This window comes from Lysinibacillus xylanilyticus (assembly GCF_001708185.1).
Lineage (GTDB): Bacteria > Bacillota > Bacilli > Bacillales_A > Planococcaceae > Lysinibacillus > Lysinibacillus xylanilyticus_A.
The window spans coordinates 98,428-115,307 of sequence record NZ_MDDN01000003.1; the positions used below are offsets into that span (position 1 = coordinate 98,428).

Below are 16,880 nucleotides of genomic sequence, written 5' to 3' on the forward strand. Positions count from 1 at the left end.
TTTTTTTACAGAAAAGGGGAGTTTTTCATGAAAAGAAAATGGTTGTTATTAATGTTAACGGTAATGACTGCAATTATGTTGGCAGCATGTGGTTCTGGCGACAAAAAGGATGAAGCAACAGGTGATGCTGGTGCAGATAAAGATGGCGGAGGTGAATTCCGTGTTGGGATGGAAGCAGGTTATGCTCCATTTAACTGGACGCAACAAGATGATGCAAATGGTGCAGTAAAAATCGCCGATAATGCTGAATATGCGGGCGGCTACGATGTGCAAATGGCGAAAAAAATTGCTGAAGGCTTAGGCAAAGAATTGGTCATTGTGAAAATGGAGTGGGATGGTTTAGTACCTGCACTACAATCAAATAAAATTGATGCCATTGTTGCGGGGATGTCACCTACTGATGAGCGTAAGAAAACAATTGATTTCACTGAAAATTACTATACATCTGATTTTGTTATGGTTATTAAAAAAGGTAGTAAGTATGAAAAAGCAAAATCAATCCAAGATTTTTCAGGAGCTAAAATCACATCACAATTAAACACATCTAACTACGATGTAATAGATCAGATCAAAGACGTTCAAAAACAAACTGCAATGGATAACTTCCCAGCTATGCGTGTAGCCTTAGAAGCTGAAAAAATTGATGGCTATGTAGCAGAACGTCCAGAAGGAATTTCCGCTGCTGCAGCAAATGATAAGTTCACATATGTAAAGTTTGAAGAAGGGTTTGATGCAGATATCTCAAACACTTCTATCGCAGTAGGGTTACGTAAAGGTGATGCAAATCTAGAAAAAATCAATGAAATTCTAAAAGGTATTTCTGAAGATGATCGTCAAAAAATAATGGAAGAAGCAATTCATCAACAACCAGCAGCACAATAATAAGACTGCACGGACTACTTGCTTAGTCCGTGCAATATCTTTTCATCATTATTCAATGAGTACCTCTTTAAATAATGATAATGTCCTAGCTAATAGAATCATAAAATAATAAGAAAAAGTAAGTTGCAATGAAATAGCTAAGGCAAAAAAACAAGCAAACAACACGACGTTGTAAGGAGGCACATCATGAGTCTTGAATGGATTATTTCAATTGTTGAGAACAACTGGCAAATGTTTTTACGAGGTGCGTATTATACATTACTTATTTCGATTATTAGTACAATTATTGGTGCACTTATCGGATTTTTCATCGGAATTATGCATACTATTAAGGTTCGTAAAAAGGGTGTAAAATACTATAGCTTAAAGATCATTAATTTTATACTAACATGCTATGTTGAATTCTTCCGTGGTACACCAATGATTGTACAAGCAATGGTTGTATTTTTCGGATTAGATATGGCATTTGGTATTGATATGCACTTTATTACAGCAGGTATTTTAGTCGTTTCTTTGAATACTGGGGCTTATATGGCGGAAATTGTACGTGGTGGTATTGTATCGATTGATAAAGGACAGTATGAGGCTGCTTCAGCAATCGGTATGAATCATTTTCAAATCATGCTAAATGTAGTCTTACCACAAGTTGCGAGAAATGTATTGCCTGCAACAGGTAATCAATTAATTATGAATATTAAAGATACAGCAGTATTAAATGTGATTGGAGTTACGGAATTATTCTTCCAAACAAAATCGATTGCAGGTAATAACTTCCGCTATTTTGAATCATTCTTCGTAGCTTGTGTCATGTACTTCATCATGACATTTACAGCATCAAGGATTTTATTATATGTAGAAAGACGACTTGATGGACCAGATGCTTATCAAAAAGAACAGAAAGAAGCAATATAGGGGGACGAACAAATGGCCGTTATTAAAATAGAGCATTTAAGTAAATCATTTGGGCGTAACCAAGTGTTAAAGGACGTCAATTTTCAAGTAGAAAAGGGTGAGGTTGTCTGTTTAATCGGTTCTTCAGGATCAGGTAAATCAACACTACTGCGCTGCATTAATCTACTTGAAATGCCTAGTGGTGGTCAAATTATTTATAAAGGTGAAAATATTTTAGACGAAAAGCATAATATCCAAGAATACCGTACACATTTAGGGATGGTATTCCAGCAATTTAACTTATTCAATAATCATAATGTGTTAAATAATTGTACGGTTGGACAAGTGAAAGTATTAAAGCGTTCAAAGGCAGAGGCCGAGAAAATTGCTTTAAAATATTTGCACATCGTTGGCATGGATCAATATGTCAATGCAAAGCCTCGTCAGCTATCTGGTGGGCAAAAACAGCGAGTAGCGATTGCTCGCGCATTGTCCATGAACCCTGATGTGATGCTATTTGATGAACCTACGTCTGCATTAGATCCAGAGATGGTTGGGGAAGTGTTGAAGGTTATGCGCCAGCTAGCGGATGGTGGCAATACGATGTTAATTGTTACACATGAAATGGAATTTGCTAAAGAAGTAGCTGATCGTGTTGTATTTATGGATAAAGGTGTTATTGTAGAAGAGGGTCCACCATCACAGGTATTAATAAACCCTCAACATGAACGTACAAAAGAGTTTTTAAAACGTACACTAAAATAATTTCAAAAAAGTGAGTCCAGATGAATGGGCTCACTTATTTTCTAGAATTCCACTCTGCATATAAAACAAAGCAAATTGCAAATGCTACGGCAATGATAAAAAACCATTGCGGTACACCACCAAAGCTCATAATAACACCTCGAAGTTAAGATTTAATTATATAATTGGATGAAAAAACGGACTTCTATGGTTTTTTTCTCCACAAAAGAACAAAAATATTATAAAATAAGCATTAGACATTAGCTTCATGCTAGTAAAGAAAGGTAGAGAGATTATGTTACATTTAAAATGGAAAGATGCACCAACACTACGCGCAGTTACATGTAAGCATACAAATGCATCAAAATATTTAGTATCAAACGTATTAACAGTAGGGAAACAATATGATGTAAAAAATGAAACAGAAGAATTCGTTTTTATTATCGATAACACTGGTAATATCGGTGGCTACTATAAAGATTATTTTGAATAATAAAAATCAATTTCTCCTTGGCGTAATGGCGTCCAGATTTTAGCAGGATGCGAGGGTTTTAGGCTAACATCCTTTTATTCATTCCTTTTAAAATCCGTGGCATCCGCCGGAGGCTTAATTTTCATTCAATAGGTTTGAATGAAAATAAGAGGGTGGTTCAGATGATTTCTGAGCCACCCTTATTCGTTGGAAAAAAGAATCAGTCCCTCTTATAGCCCTTTAATTCTGCTACATCCTGTAAATGCTGTTTTTCCTGTTCTGTAGCTGTATGTAGGGCAAAGACGTCTTGGATAGCTGTTTGAAGCTCATGCTGTGTTTCTTTGAATTTCGATACTTGCTGTTCGAAAGAAGGGCTTGCAAAACGGTCATTCGTGCGAGATAACCGCTCCTCTAGCTGGGCATAGTGTTGGTCCATATTCATGGATAACATCATCGCCAATTGATTTTTCCAAAGCGGAATGAGGGTAACAATTGAAAATTCTATTTTTTCTGCTAGCGTTTGGTTTGATTGCTGAATCATCCGTATTTGTGGTGCCGTTTGTAAAGCCACCTGCTGCGACACTTGTAAATCATAAATGCGCTGATCGAGTCGTTCGATTTGAGCGGCAAAGTCATTAAGCTGTTGAATCGCAAGTGGTTGATTGGATGCCTGGACACTAGTCACCTTTGCAGGAAGCTCCACTTCGATTGCTTGTTGCTTCTTCATTTGCCCAGCCGCAATAGCAGTCGCTAACTCTTCAAAAAATCCTCTATTATGAGAATAAAGTTCTTCAAGCATTTCTACATCTTTAATCATTTGAAGCTGAGCACGTTCGAGCTGAACCCCAATTCGCTCTACTTGGATACTAATACGTTCAAATTCCGTTAATGTTTGCTTAATAGGACGCTCAGTTTTACCAAATATTTTTTTAAAAAAAGACTGCTTTCTTGGCTCTAACGCGTTAGGATCTACGCGGTCTAACGTTTGCATTAATGAATCTAACATTTGGCCAATTTTTGTAACGTCCTTTTGTTTTACTTGTACAAGCATTCGATCAGCAAATTGAGAAAGAGCTCGCTGTGAATCTTGCCCTAAAGATAGCACTGATTCGAATTTTGTTAGGTCGATTTGACTAGCATATAGAAGTGCACGACTTTGTGCAAGAGGCGACAGCGTTTCATACGTCGCCATCGCCTCATTATTTGTAGTTTCTAAATAAGATTGTACAAGGGGAGAAAGACCTTGTATTGTATTTAGTTGAAATGCGTGATCATTTGCTGTCACTTATCATCGCCTCGCCACTCCAATTGTTCTTTTCGTCTACTATTAGAACGATTTGCAAATTCGATTTCCATTTGAAGATGGTCGATATCATTAGAAAGCGCATCCTTTAAATCGATTTGAATCGTATCATTTAAATCTGTCAGTGTTTCTCGTGTTTTTGATAATGTTATTTGAATTTCCTTATCTTTCACTGGTTGCTTCGATAACATCGTATATTTTTCCGTTAATTCGACAGCAGAAGGTAGGTGAGCATAAAAAAATTGTTCAACATTATAAAATTTTCGTGGATCTGCCTTCACAATTTTCACGATGTTTTTTGAAATACGTGTCATTTCGATTAATTGTTTAAATGCCGAAACAGAACGTACACGTAAGTAGTTTTGGCTTAATGTTTGTATGTTTTTATTGGCTGCTTTAAGTTGTGTTTCAATTAGTTTGTATTCTTCTTTTGTTATACCTGCAATTTGTCTGACTTTCTTTTTCTGTCTATGTTTCAACAACGCTGTACTTGGCGCATAAGTACCAGCAAACAATAAACCACCAAGGAAGAATCCTGGATCTGCGGCAATTGCTGCGATAGAAACAGTTGATAGCGAAATAAAGACGCTAGCGGTATGTCTAGAGAAAAACTGTCCGACACTGAGCATGTTTCTTCCTCCTAGCATTTAAATATGTCTATATTCTTATACGAAATAATCGACATAAAGTTTCAATAAAATAAAACCCTTACATAAATTTTACTGCTAATTGTAAAGTTTCTCAATGATAATACATAAAAACGAGGAAATCCGTTGCTTTATAATAGAGAATTGGGGCAAACGAAATAGAAGTCTTGGTAGAATAGTGGCTCATCACCAAACGTGTGATTGAATTCCGTTCCGATGGAGCGCTTTTCTAGGGGCGTCCGATGAGCCGTTCCTCTATCGCTGATCCCCAGGAGGTCAGCCAGTCGGAACGATGACCAACTTATATACAAGGCATATTTCTTAACAAATGTCATCCAAAACTTTTGATAAAAAAACATAATATTATATTTGTGGTATATAATACTAATTAATTATGTACGAGGGGGAGAATAATGAAGAAATTATTTATTGTGTTACTAGCAGCATTTGTATTTGCGGTAGTAAGTCCAACAAAATCAGAAGCGAAAGTGATGTATGATGGAGCGGAAGTTGTAAAAGGGCAAACAGGAAAAATGACCTTTAAAAAAGACATCAAGGTATATAAGAAAAATCCAGATGGTTCGTTTGATTCTTTAGTGGTTAAAAGAAATAACTTCTTTAAAACGTATGATATTGAAAAATACGATGGCAAAACATTCTACCAGATGGGGCAATATCGAGTACAAGCAACAGATTTAGTGGTTTTCAAAGAAGTACCAATCGATATTCGTTCATCTTTCTATCAAAATCCAGTCTACGTCATGATTAATCATCAGGGCGTGAAAATTCCTGTCCAATATCAAGACATCGCATATGGTCAACCTTTAATAGTCGGAAAACGAGAAGAGGTTTGTACTGGTCCAAAATCAAGCTTAGTTTCTATAGAGAAAGGCAAATTAAATTACCATTATTGTGCTGGAGATATTGAAGGAGAGCCTGTAATTAATACCACTATTATTTATAGCACTGATGTTCGTATTTTCGAAAAGATAAACAAAGGTTCCTATGTATTAACTGAAGATACAGAACTTTTAAGTGCTCCAATGAAAGGGGCACCTAGTTATACAAAAATGTTGAAGGGAACTATATTCCAATTATCAGGGATTGAGATCAATGGTTATGTTGAGGTGGGTCTCAATAAGTATTATTTTAATTACATTCCAGTAAATCTACTGAAGCCAGTGAATGGCGAGTAAGGAACTAGGACTCAAACCTTAAAAAGAGAAAACATGCTTGCGTTCTGAGCTAATAGTGGATATACAAGGGCAACTTAGTCCTGTAGAAGGGGCTGTCCATAAGGGAATGTATGTAAAAGGAAGTGTTTTTTACAGTGGAAAGGAAAGTATAGTTTTCAAGCGTTTCCACATTAAAAAAGACATCAACTCGCACTATTATGGGTGTATAGACCATTAAAGAATTATGGTTAATCGACTGCATTTATTCGTTCAGCAGGGTTTGCGTTACCACAAATCGGTATTAGCAAACGAGCATTTGTGGTAAAGTTGCACCCTTGAATCATTCCATTTGATAAAGAAAAAATGGAAGGGTGTTTAAGTATTCCAGACCAAGATTTTATGGTAGAGCGGTTTTACAGTTTAGAGATTATCTACCAAGGAATCAACGGCAAGGCGAAAAAATTGTGACTTTAAGGTTTTAATACGAGAGTGATTCAACATGAATCCGATCATTTACATGGCGTGTTAATTTCTCAGATTTGGAAAATGTATTGAGCAAAAAATAAACGTCCAATAAAATGAAGAAAGGTAATTAAAAAAGAGGCCAGGACATAACTGGTCAAAACCTTAAAAAGCGCGAGAAATCAATTTTAGAAACGTTGATTTCTCGCGCTTTTCTGTTGTGAATTTTTTTATTTTACTTTGAAAATATACTTATGACCAAGCCTCATTCTGCCGTTTGCTTATGAAAAGAGGAATGATACATAATGATCCAAGGAGAATGAACAGAATTAAGGTGTTGATTGGATTATCTTTTATAATAGTATCTTCTTTGTGGTTTTTTTCAAATTCTTTTACCTCTTCTATGGTCTTTACTTTATCATCTGGAAGAAATTCATTTTTATTTACATCATAGTAATAGAATCTGTGTTTGTTAAAGGTGAAAAAGTCATCTATAAGCGTTTTATATGAACTTGAAATCATTGCTAAGTTCACTTTTTCTGTATCAATCACTTTTTTTACATATTTTTCACTTTCTTTTTTAAACAATTCTTTTTCTTTTTTTAATAAGTTAGCTGCCTCACTTTTTACTTTTTCTACATCTTGCAGTGTTGTTGCTTTTTTCAATCCCTCCTCAATAAAGGCTATTTGTTCCATTTTCATTTTTTCTTCAAATTCTTTTGTTTTTTGCTCTAATAATGATTTATCTTCTCTTTCTGTTTTAATCAGCACCGTTTTTGTTTCTTGTGCTAATATTTTGGCGGAGTCGTTTTTGTAATTATGAACTTCATTTTTGTTTTTATTATTTACTGAATTCAGGTACTCTTCTGTAACGAATGTTGTTGCCACGCTAGCAGATGAAAAAACGATACTCAATAGACATACTGACAGTCCGATCACACTTAATTTTTGTATAAATTTCATTTAAATCACCCCGTTTTTCATATTATTATCCACAAAAACCTCTTTGCATTTTATCTTTTAAATTCAAATTTTTTCTATTTTATGATGGATCAAGGAACTATATGAGAGATATATGGCAAACAGCGGCTAATAAGAAGCGAGGTATTACTAAAGATGAAGCAGCTCAAATTGATTTGATTAACGCTCAGATGAAGGAGAATGCGGTTAAGCATTTATCGGAATCTGAACGTGAACAAAAGTTAATATTAGAACGTTTGAAAACTGATTCATCTGCTATCACAGCTACTCAAGCGGCTGAGGTTGTTAAGAACTCAGAGAAGCAACGTAAGGATTCAGTGAGTGTCGCCGAAAAGCAATACAACGAAACAGTTATGAATCTTCAAATGCAACGTGACGAGCTTGGTATCATTTCTGAGGAACAATATCAAAAGCTGAAGAACGATGCTGAGAAAACTAGGGACGATGCTGTTAAGAACGCTCAAGATATGCATAAGAATGTAGTATCAGAAGCTAAGAAACAAGCTGGAGAACATGTTGAACAGGTTAACTGGGAAACTGGTGAAGTTAAAACTAAATGGAGAATGCTCAAAGAAGATGTAGGTAGATCCGTTCGCGAAACCGCCGAATCAACTATTAAAAGCTTTAACGAAATGTTCACTGGAGTCAAGAAGTGGATGAGTGAAGTCGAAACCACAGTTAAAAAAAGTTGGGAAGCAGCTAAAAAGGTATTTAGTGTTGATAGTATGGTTCAAATTGGACGAGATGTTATCAATGGTTTAATTAAAGGTATTGGTGAAAAATGTGGAGGACAAAGCGCATAGAGAACGTCCAGTACATTTCTATAAATGGATAGTCTTCCACAATCAATAGATAATAGACCATGTAATTTAGAGAATTGGGTAGAATGGTAGATGGGTAAAATAATGTTATGGAAAAACACTATACTTTTGTAGGGTTTTTAACATCCATTGGTAGAATAGTAGATTACTAGTATATAATACTAAGATATTATGTTTTTAAAATTGAGTAGGAGGAGAATAATGAAAAAAATATTTATTGTGTTACTAGCAGCATTTGTATTTGCGGTAATAAATCCAACAAAATCAGAGGCTGTCAGGTATGATGGAGCAGAAGTATTTAAAGACCAAACGGGGAAAATGACTTTTACAAAAGATATTAAGATTTATAAGAAAAATGAGGATGGTACATTTGATTCATTAGTGGTGAAACGCAATAATTATTTTAAAACGTATGAAATTGAAAAATATGATGGCAAAACATTTTATCAAATGGGGCCATATCGTGTACAAGCAACAAATCTAGTAGTTTTTAAAGAAATACCGATGAAAATTCGCGCATCTTTCTATCCAAATGTAACGTATATTAATATCAACCGTAATAGCGGCGAATATGGCAAACTCTTTACGGAATGGCGTGATACTTCCATCACGGATATGAATGGTGATCAAATGTTGAGTTATTGCAGGGATACAGGAAATGGGTTAAAGTGCGAAAAGCATTATCCTGGTTCAGATATGAAAGTAGCCGATACAAAATTTAGAAAAGCCGGTGTACGTTATGAAGTAACGGAAGACTCTGAAGCGAAAACTTATCCATTAGTAGGTTCTAAAACGGAAAAAGCGATGCCGAAAGGAAGTATGGTTTATTCAGTGAGTGATTCCATTAATGCGTATTTATGTGTAAAGGAAGACTTAGAAGCTAATGATGAACAATGTACTTGGCTTCCAGTAGGTATTTTAAAGCCAATCTACTAAAGCTAGTTGAAGATGTGATAGATTATGAATTATTTAGCTCTCTAATTTATTTGATAGGGGGCTATTTTTTATGGTTTGTTGACCTACAGATAGGATGTTTGTCGATGTCTTAGGTTTAGATGAAAAGACCACTCCGTGATGGGTGGCCTTTTAGTTGTTAAGATAAGATGTAAGCGATAGCTACTATAGATGAAATAGTGTCGCTTTTTATATCTTTATAAGGAGATTTAGATGAATAAACAACAATTAAATGTAACCCTTTCAATACCAATACCAGAAGATATGGTTTTAATCAAAAAAGTTGAACTTGAAGAATTACAACAAGATAGATTGATCGAAAGTCTATTGGACAATGAGAGATTTAGAAAACCGTATTGGTAAAAACTTGCCCCCAGCAAAGTCATTTTATACAAACCGTATTCATACAATAATGAATATAGCCAAAAAGCTTGATAAAACCTTGGTATTGCTCCAATACAAAAAAGGAGGAGCCAGACTAAACAATGTCTGACTCCATACGTACATAACCTTTTAAATCATCATATAGCTCTAACGTAAATGAATTAGAATCGGCTTGAGGGCTAACTCCTTTTTGAACAAACACTAGGAATTCGTCAATCGCTTTTTGTGCACCTTCAACTTCAACTTCTATTTGTTCATCATTGTTTAGTTTGCAATAACCTTTTAACCCCAGTTCAATCGCCTTTTGTTTAATAAAAAAACGGTAGCCAGTCCCATAAACATCTCCGAAAAATCTAATTAGCGCTCGCTTGTTCACGCTAAAACCTCCTTTACGTTAAGGGGAAAGAGTTCGCCCTGTACTTAGTGCATAACACGTTCTTTTTCTAAATATAAAATTAGATTATTGATAAAGTAAAGTACCTGCTTAGAAGCTTGGTCTACTTCTTTTAAATGAATTTCAGCCTGTTGAATTTGACCAACTTTGTGAGCCTCCGCCGCTAATTTTGCAGATTCATGAACACGTATATGATAGGCGTCTAATTCACGATAGTCTTGTAAGTGTCCAAATCGTTCTACAGAGCGTGGAGATAAATACCATTTACCTAGACGACATTCTTTATGAGAAGAAACATCACGTGACTCTACGTTTTCGAGACCAAGGAACATATTATAAATTCGCCATTTCCATAAAATATGATCTGCTTTTGATAATTGTAAAAGCGCAATAGATGATAGCTGAACATTATTATTGGCAATAATATCATTGCGGAAACGATTAATTTCTTTTCCTAATAAGTGAATATCGCTAGAAGTGTTATGACTATACTCACGAATATCATCCTGAAGACTAGAAATTTCAATCATTCTTGCTGAAACTTCATCTATTGCAGCTGCTTGTTCTTGAGAAATTGCAGCTGTATTTGTGACATCCAGATTAATATCTTCAATCGCACTAACAATTGCATTTAATAATGGTAACGACTCTTTCGCTTCAACTGTTGCTTCTTTAATAATCTCTGTCGTTCCCGTAATGGAGTTGGATACATCATTTGAATAACTTTTTAAATGATGAACATTTGTAGTGACCTCGCTGAGTGCTGATACAGTTCCCTCAGCAAGTTTGCGAACTTCCTGTGCAACTACAGCAAAACCTTTGCCATGTTCACCCGCACGGGCAGCCTCAATAGAAGCGTTCAAAGCAAGTAAATTCGTTTGATCAGCAATTTGGTTGATTAACGTTACGACATGTTCTATATCATTAACCCGTTTTTGCAATTCTGAAAAGGATTCAACAATTCTTGTGAATGTCTCTTCTGTTTTAAAGATTTCAGATAGGGCATGCTCAATGGCATTTTTTCCTTGTACAGCGTGATCAACAGACTCAGTTGTTTTCTCTGAAATACGAGAAGACATTCGAGCAACTTCATTAATAGAAGCGGCAATTTCTTCAGTTGCTGCGGTAGAGGATTGGATTTCTTCATTTTGTTTATCTAAGCTAAATACTAAATCTTTCATATACATGATTTTAGCGTTGACATCCATTAAAGAAGAAACCTCAGCAACTACATTTTCAATAATTCTTTCCGTTAATACTTCAACCAGTAATTCCTGATCGACATTGACAGCTGATTGAAAAGATTTCATATATTCAAAGGCTTTATAAGGTTTTAAACCGAAATTATGTAATATGTATGTAGTAATATAAAATGCGAATTGATTGAATACGACAATTAGTTTACCAGGCTCGTATTGATTTTTTCGGAATAAGTTGAAAAATTTAACGGTTTCATCCACATATTCATCATCGCGAGTACCTAAGAAAAATTGCGTTAAGTATCGGTTAATATATTCTTCACTAATCGTTAGCTGAGAGGTTGGGGAAATTTCACTCAAATAATTATGAAAAATAGCATTCATAGAAGGTGTGATGTCTTTTAACTTATTGTAGAGAGTTTTTAAATTTTCCTCATCTTGAGAATTAAAATGGTTAAATGCAAGTGTTTTATTGAAACGGCCTGTTGCATGTAAATTTGTACCACGCTTTAATAATTCCTCAAGCTCGGCTTTCGGTCGAATACTTGAAAACATAAAAAATACCTCCTAAAAATAATGAATAATAAGGCAATAATAGCATATTTCAGGGGGTTTTAATAGACATTTCAGATGTCTTTGCTAAAATGAAAATATCTTATTACAGCAGGGAATGTGGCAAATATGTATACAATTATTTACATGAAAGCTGATTATGAGCCTTGGTGGAAATTCGAAGGCTGGGAGACTTTTATCCAAACAAATGAAACGTTTGAAACGGTAGAGCAATTTGAATTGGCATTACAAAGAAAGTTGCAACATTTCCGATTAACGTATGACAATGAGGCAACTAAAGATGGGGGATTTTGGGCTTTTTGGTCAGAGGAAGAAAGTGTTTTTTGCGAAGCCTGTGATGATGATGTACAAATATATCATGGTATTATTGCAACGAAATCTGGGAATTGAAATAAAATTTTGAAATTAATTAAAAAAACAATTTTCTTTATTTGACAAAATTATGAATGATGGTTATACTTAGGTTAACAATTTAATTGCTTCACCGGATACATGAATTCACATATTACAAAAAGTGATCGCGTTAGTTCGGTACTCTTTGTAATATGTGAATTTTTTTCAATCGCTGAAGAAATTACATATTGTTCACTTTTATTTTTTGGAGGTTTTCTTAAATGAAACAAGGTACAGTAAAATGGTTTAACTCAGAAAAAGGTTTTGGATTCATCGAAGTTGAAGGTGAAAACGACGTATTCGTACACTTCTCAGCTATCCAAGGCGAAGGTTTCAAAACTCTTGACGAAGGTCAAAAAGTGGAATTCGAAGTTGTAGATGGCAACCGCGGACCACAAGCTGCTAACGTAACTAAACTTTAATTCTCAGTAATTAAAATTACTTTCGTTAATTTAAAGGCATCCTATGTAAATAGGATGCCTTTTTTTGCATTCTTTCAAACATTAAAGGAGTGGAAATTTTTTTGGTTACAAGTATAAAGTCGTAGCCACCTTGCGTTTGGGAAGCTAGAAATAAAAGGTGTGGATAGTGGGAAGAATGTACACAGCAACGTTTAAGGAGGCTTCGAATTGTGCTATACCGCAACATTTGATGTAAAATGAATGAAGTAAAGGAGGAAGATTACATTGAATACATCGCCACAAATACCGAGTGAGCAGGAGCAACAAGATTTTTATTATAAATTACGTGCTAAATTAGTATCCTTTCTTGCATCAAAATCCGGAAAGAAAAGTAAGTTTGCACAATATTTAATGTTTGTTCCAGATTTATTTCACTTATTAGTAAAAACACTTACAGATTCTAAAATCGATAAGAAAAATCGTGCCTTAATAGGTGCTTCTATAGCCTATTTTATCATGCCAGTGGATTTTATACCGGAAGGCTTAATAGGTTTTGGAGGATACTTAGATGATCTTGTCATAGCAACCTTTATTGTTAATACCATCATCAATAAATTAGGACCCGAAGTGATTGAAAAAAACTGGACAGGTGACGACAATCTCCTTCATGTCCTGCAAAAAATCGCCGGAATAAGTGATGAGGTTACGAATAAAATCCCTGTAAAATCAGTTTTAGGACTTTTTATAAAAGAAGAAAGTAAAGGTCTAAAATAATTTTATTATGTAAACTAAAAAGCTACTTGTCCTATATAAATAAAGGACAAGTAGCTTTAAACGTTTTATTGTAGTTTACGCTGTAACACTTCAATAGGAACAAATAAGCCTACACGACCGTATGGCTCCTTTTCCATCGTGGCAAAGACGATTCCAATCACCTCTCCATCAGCATTTATGACAGGACTCCCACTGTTCCCTCGATAAACAGGGGCCTTCATCATCATTACGGGCTCCTGCCAATCGTTAAGGTATGTCGGTTCAAGTAGTTTACCTTCATTCGCTATACCCGTAAAGGCTAGCGGATTACCGATAAAATATACATGCTCATGCTCGTTATAGCTAGGGTTTTCGGCAAGGGAAAGGAAGGGGAAATTGTCGCCAGATACTTGTAATAACGCTAAATCAACATCTGGATAGCTTTGCAGTAACTCAGCTTTCATTAAACCTTCCTCAGGAAAAATGACAGATAAAGTATCGGCATCTTCTACAACATGAGCATTCGTTACGATCAGACCATCTGGCGAAATAGCAAAGCCAGTGCCTTTACTAGAACCAGTCGATACTTCTACTACAGCCTTCTTATATAGTTTGATATTTTCTTGTGCTGATAGCCGTGTTGATACTTTGATAAATTCAATCGCTGGAATAGAGTAAATTTGAAAGATCAGTGCGAATGTATTCAAAAATAACACAAATGCCATGCTCCAAACAATCCATCTTACAATAGGCTTTTGCTTTTTGGGCTTTTTATTTTGCTGCCGCTGTTCATGCTCTTCTGCTAACGCCTTTTGCTGTTCAGAAAGGACTAACTCAATGAATTCTTCTTCTGTCAATTCATCTTCAGCTGCTGATTTATGTATATCATTCATAAAAACTACCTCCTTATCCAAAATGAAAGACGCCCAAGCAGGACGCCTGTAGTGTGACTATTATTCAATTTTTTGTAAGGTTGACGTTATGACAAACTGTTCTTTGTTAGATGTCACCATCATATCTTCTGTACGGATAAGGCCAATGTTTTTTACAAAATATTTCGTTGTTGTTAGTGTATCTTCGGAATGTGTTAGCTGAATAACATTATGATAGACAGTTGTTGCAGTAGTGATAGAAGCCGTTGTCGATTGAATTGTCCAACCATTAAAGTTATTTCCTACTGTTAAAGGTTTTTGCAAAATTGTTTCGAGTACTGGAAAGGAAGCAGCTTCTTGTGCTGTAGGGAGAGTGGGTTTAGCGTCTACAGCTTCTTTATAGACAAGCTCAATCGCTCGATCCGTAATCCGGTACACTTTTAAAAGTGTGACACCGCCGTTATCTTCCACTTGTGCGATATGATTTGCACCGATGTAAGTTGTTTGAAGTGTGAAACTAGCAAATTCATTCCCTTCTCCTTGAAAAAAGGCTGTTGAACCATCAGGTGGGAAAAAGGATGCGAGTTCGGCTTTTTCGTTAGCTTCTTGTTCAACAGGCTGTTTGACTTCAGGTGTTTTGTCCACCACATTATGTTTAGGCTGATCCTCATGCTCTGTTCGATTTTCTTCACTACAACCAAAGAGTAATACTGCAAGAGAAAGTACGATTATATTAAGTCTCATATGCAAACTCCTTCAGCTATTTTCTATCATTATACGCGAAGTCTATATGTTATACGAATGTTATGAAAACCAGTTTTCTAGAAAGGTAATCTGTTTATTAGTCGAATCGAGGCGAACTCGTAAGCCGATGGGCATGGCATGAAGGGGATGTGTATGGCAGCAATCGACATCAGCGATAATAGGAATTCTACGTCCATCTAGCTGCTCTAGCAACACATCATAAGGCTTTCTGCCAGAGCCTAAATCATCATATTGTTCATGTTTTCCTAAAATAATTGCAGAAACTTTGTCAAAAATGCCGTGTAGTTTTAACATAGCAAAGTTTTTCTCAACAACAGCAATGGTTTTAGATGTATCTTCTAGGAGTAAAATATCTCCTTCTTTAATTTGAGGGAAATAGGGTGTGCCAATAAAGCCGTACATCGTATTAATATTTCCACCAATTAAACGACCTTCAGCTATACCGGATTGGACGGTAATCCATGAGTTAGGATGCTGTGTTTTTTCAGTTGTTTTTTCTAACCAATTTACTCGGTCATCTGTCCATATTGGTGGAATTGGCATGTTATAAGGAATCGATAATGAACGTAAAAATAAATCTTTAAAATATTGCTCAGTATAATGGACAAAAGGTGGAAATTCACCAAAGGTAGAAGCTACAGAAGGTCCATAAAAGACGGGAAGTCCAGTCTTTGCATACATCGCTAGAAGTATGGCAGTTACATCAGACAAGCCAACAAGTATTTTGGGGTTGTGCTGAAAGGCTTCGTAATCTAAATAAGGTAGCATACTATTGGCGTTCGTACCACCCATAGTTGGTAAAATCATTTTGATGTGGGGATCACGCAGTAGGGCATTAAGCTCTTCTGCTCGTTCCTTTGGTGTACCGGAGCGATAAAAATCTTCTTTTCCAGTTAAAGAACCTTCTTTTAATGTAAAGCCAAGCGCTTGCAGACGCGCCTTACCGCGTTCATAGCGAGCCTTTGCAATAGCTGTAGCTGGTTTGGAAGGCGAATAAATACCAATGATATCGCCTTTAGTTAATGGGGAAAACATAAGATACCTCTTTCTTTTTAACTTATTTCAGCCGATTAAGGACGCAATTATACAGAGGCATAATTGCTAATAAGACAAAACTATTATACATGATTTTACAATTTTATGATCGTAGACTTGAACTTTAGTAAAGAGAGGTAAAAAGTAAGTGAAATGCATTGTTATAACAGAAATAAACATAATTATATTATGTAAACTTGATGATTGAAACTTGTAAGCGTGTTTATTATTTAATATGATAGAGGAGAATTTTTATGAAAATGGGGGACGTTTACATGTATCGACAAGTAGATGATTTTATTAATGAATGGTCAGCCGCAGCACAAGGTACGATTCAAGTATTAAAAGCTGTAACGGATGACAAGCTAGAGCAAAGCATCGTAGAAGGTCACAGTACTCTTGGCTGGTTAGGCTGGCATTTAGTTGGAGCTGCTGGTTATTTCAGTTACTTAGCTGGTTTACAGGTACCAATGACTCGTCAAGAAGATCCAATTCCATCTACAGCTACTGAAATTGTAGCTGCCTACGAAAAAGTAGCAAATAGTGTGAAAGAGGAAGCGGCAAAGCTTTCAAATGAAGACTTAGTAGAGGAAGTAAAGGGCTTTACTGGACCAATAGCTAGAGGTGCATTATTACGTGTACTAGTCGATCATCAAACACACCATCGCGGACAGATGACAGTGCTTCTACGTCAAGCGGGCTTGCCAGTACCTGGCGTATTGGGACCAACGAAGGAAATGCAAAATAAATAAATGCAGCTTGAAAATGTACATGACTAA

Annotated in this window: 20 protein-coding genes and 1 pseudogene; 13 read left to right on the plus strand and 8 right to left on the minus strand. The window is 35.7% G+C overall.

Annotated elements, in window-relative coordinates; all coding sequences use genetic code 11:
* The first annotated feature begins 27 nt into the window (after window positions 1-27).
* The 4 genes from BFJ97_RS08300 (at window position 28) to BFJ97_RS08315 (ending at window position 3,010) form a co-directional block, all read left to right on the plus strand.
* Complete coding sequence (locus BFJ97_RS08300) at window positions 28-882, plus strand: transporter substrate-binding domain-containing protein (RefSeq protein WP_068984180.1); 855 nt, start codon at window positions 28-30, stop codon at window positions 880-882.
* Window positions 883-1,068: 186 nt separating this feature from the next.
* On the plus strand, window positions 1,069-1,794 hold the full coding sequence (locus BFJ97_RS08305; protein WP_068984181.1) for an amino acid ABC transporter permease: 726 nt from the start codon (window positions 1,069-1,071) through the stop codon (window positions 1,792-1,794).
* A 12-nt stretch (window positions 1,795-1,806) separates the two neighbouring features.
* The gene (locus BFJ97_RS08310) at window positions 1,807-2,538 is read left to right on the plus strand and encodes an amino acid ABC transporter ATP-binding protein (protein ID WP_068984182.1); all 732 of its coding nucleotides are present in this window, start codon (window positions 1,807-1,809) and stop codon (window positions 2,536-2,538) included.
* A 274-nt stretch (window positions 2,539-2,812) separates the two neighbouring features.
* Window positions 2,813-3,010 (plus strand): DUF6501 family protein, encoded by a 198-nt coding sequence (locus tag BFJ97_RS08315; RefSeq protein ID WP_068984183.1) that lies wholly within the window; start codon window positions 2,813-2,815, stop codon window positions 3,008-3,010.
* A gap of 199 nt (window positions 3,011-3,209) precedes the next feature.
* On the opposite strand, the gene BFJ97_RS08320 is transcribed toward BFJ97_RS08315, so the two are convergent.
* Window positions 3,210-4,274 (minus strand): toxic anion resistance protein, encoded by a 1,065-nt coding sequence (locus BFJ97_RS08320; RefSeq protein WP_068984184.1) that lies wholly within the window; start codon window positions 4,272-4,274, stop codon window positions 3,210-3,212.
* Window positions 4,271-4,921: a 5-bromo-4-chloroindolyl phosphate hydrolysis family protein gene (locus tag BFJ97_RS08325; RefSeq protein WP_068984185.1), complete on the minus strand. Its 651-nt coding sequence runs from the start codon at window positions 4,919-4,921 to the stop codon at window positions 4,271-4,273. Before BFJ97_RS08325 ends, BFJ97_RS08320 begins: the two co-directional genes overlap by 4 nt.
* Window positions 4,922-5,352: 431 nt before the next feature.
* Here BFJ97_RS08325 and BFJ97_RS08330 point away from each other — a divergent pair, with 431 nt between their 5' ends.
* Complete coding sequence (locus BFJ97_RS08330) at window positions 5,353-6,135, plus strand: hypothetical protein (protein WP_068984186.1); 783 nt, start codon at window positions 5,353-5,355, stop codon at window positions 6,133-6,135.
* 456 nt (window positions 6,136-6,591) lie between these two features.
* Window positions 6,592-6,669: pseudogene (locus tag BFJ97_RS25790) on the plus strand (hypothetical protein); the annotation flags it as partial.
* A 159-nt stretch (window positions 6,670-6,828) separates the two neighbouring features.
* Here the strand turns inward: BFJ97_RS25790 and BFJ97_RS08340 are convergent.
* The gene (locus BFJ97_RS08340) at window positions 6,829-7,539 is read right to left on the minus strand and encodes a hypothetical protein (protein ID WP_068984188.1); all 711 of its coding nucleotides are present in this window, start codon (window positions 7,537-7,539) and stop codon (window positions 6,829-6,831) included.
* Window positions 7,540-7,640: 101 nt separating this feature from the next.
* Between BFJ97_RS08340 and BFJ97_RS08345 the strand changes: the two genes are divergently transcribed.
* The 3 genes from BFJ97_RS08345 (at window position 7,641) to BFJ97_RS24630 (ending at window position 9,695) form a co-directional block, all read left to right on the plus strand.
* Window positions 7,641-8,360, plus strand: a complete 720-nt coding sequence (locus BFJ97_RS08345) for a hypothetical protein (RefSeq protein ID WP_068984189.1) — start codon at window positions 7,641-7,643, stop codon at window positions 8,358-8,360.
* A 219-nt stretch (window positions 8,361-8,579) separates the two neighbouring features.
* On the plus strand, window positions 8,580-9,314 hold the full coding sequence (locus BFJ97_RS08350) for a hypothetical protein (RefSeq protein WP_068984190.1): 735 nt from the start codon (window positions 8,580-8,582) through the stop codon (window positions 9,312-9,314).
* Window positions 9,315-9,545: 231 nt separating this feature from the next.
* Complete coding sequence (locus tag BFJ97_RS24630; protein WP_175401718.1) at window positions 9,546-9,695, plus strand: hypothetical protein; 150 nt, start codon at window positions 9,546-9,548, stop codon at window positions 9,693-9,695.
* Between the two features lie 115 nt (window positions 9,696-9,810).
* Here the strand turns inward: BFJ97_RS24630 and BFJ97_RS08355 are convergent, their stop codons facing one another.
* Together BFJ97_RS08355 and BFJ97_RS08360 are read right to left on the minus strand one after the other, a co-directional pair.
* Complete coding sequence (locus BFJ97_RS08355; protein ID WP_068984191.1) at window positions 9,811-10,092, minus strand: acylphosphatase; 282 nt, start codon at window positions 10,090-10,092, stop codon at window positions 9,811-9,813.
* Window positions 10,093-10,136: 44 nt separating this feature from the next.
* Window positions 10,137-11,864 (minus strand): globin-coupled sensor protein, encoded by a 1,728-nt coding sequence (locus tag BFJ97_RS08360; RefSeq protein WP_068984192.1) that lies wholly within the window; start codon window positions 11,862-11,864, stop codon window positions 10,137-10,139.
* 126 nt (window positions 11,865-11,990) lie between these two features.
* Between BFJ97_RS08360 and BFJ97_RS08365 the strand changes: the two genes are divergently transcribed.
* The 3 genes from BFJ97_RS08365 to BFJ97_RS08375 all read left to right on the plus strand — a co-directional run bounded on the left by BFJ97_RS08365 (window position 11,991) and on the right by BFJ97_RS08375 (window position 13,450).
* Window positions 11,991-12,272, plus strand: a complete 282-nt coding sequence (locus BFJ97_RS08365; RefSeq protein ID WP_068984193.1) for a DUF1033 family protein — start codon at window positions 11,991-11,993, stop codon at window positions 12,270-12,272.
* A gap of 224 nt (window positions 12,273-12,496) precedes the next feature.
* Window positions 12,497-12,697: a cold-shock protein gene (locus BFJ97_RS08370; RefSeq protein WP_004230088.1), complete on the plus strand. Its 201-nt coding sequence runs from the start codon at window positions 12,497-12,499 to the stop codon at window positions 12,695-12,697.
* A gap of 264 nt (window positions 12,698-12,961) precedes the next feature.
* Window positions 12,962-13,450, plus strand: coding sequence for a YkvA family protein (locus BFJ97_RS08375; RefSeq protein ID WP_139114400.1), 489 nt, complete (start codon window positions 12,962-12,964; stop codon window positions 13,448-13,450).
* 65 nt (window positions 13,451-13,515) lie between these two features.
* Here BFJ97_RS08375 and BFJ97_RS08380 read toward each other — a convergent pair whose 3' ends face one another.
* From BFJ97_RS08380 to BFJ97_RS08390, 3 genes are read right to left on the minus strand one after another with little or no spacing between them, the layout of a single operon-like run.
* Window positions 13,516-14,322, minus strand: a complete 807-nt coding sequence (locus BFJ97_RS08380) for a S1C family serine protease (protein ID WP_068984195.1) — start codon at window positions 14,320-14,322, stop codon at window positions 13,516-13,518.
* Between the two features lie 60 nt (window positions 14,323-14,382).
* Window positions 14,383-15,045, minus strand: coding sequence for a hypothetical protein (locus BFJ97_RS08385; RefSeq protein ID WP_068984196.1), 663 nt, complete (start codon window positions 15,043-15,045; stop codon window positions 14,383-14,385).
* A gap of 60 nt (window positions 15,046-15,105) precedes the next feature.
* Window positions 15,106-16,101, minus strand: a complete 996-nt coding sequence (locus tag BFJ97_RS08390) for a S66 family peptidase (protein WP_068984197.1) — start codon at window positions 16,099-16,101, stop codon at window positions 15,106-15,108.
* 275 nt (window positions 16,102-16,376) lie between these two features.
* On the opposite strand from BFJ97_RS08390, the gene BFJ97_RS08395 reads away from it, so the two are divergent.
* On the plus strand, window positions 16,377-16,853 hold the full coding sequence (locus BFJ97_RS08395) for a DinB family protein (RefSeq protein ID WP_068984474.1): 477 nt from the start codon (window positions 16,377-16,379) through the stop codon (window positions 16,851-16,853).
* Window positions 16,854-16,880: the final 27 nt, after the last annotated feature.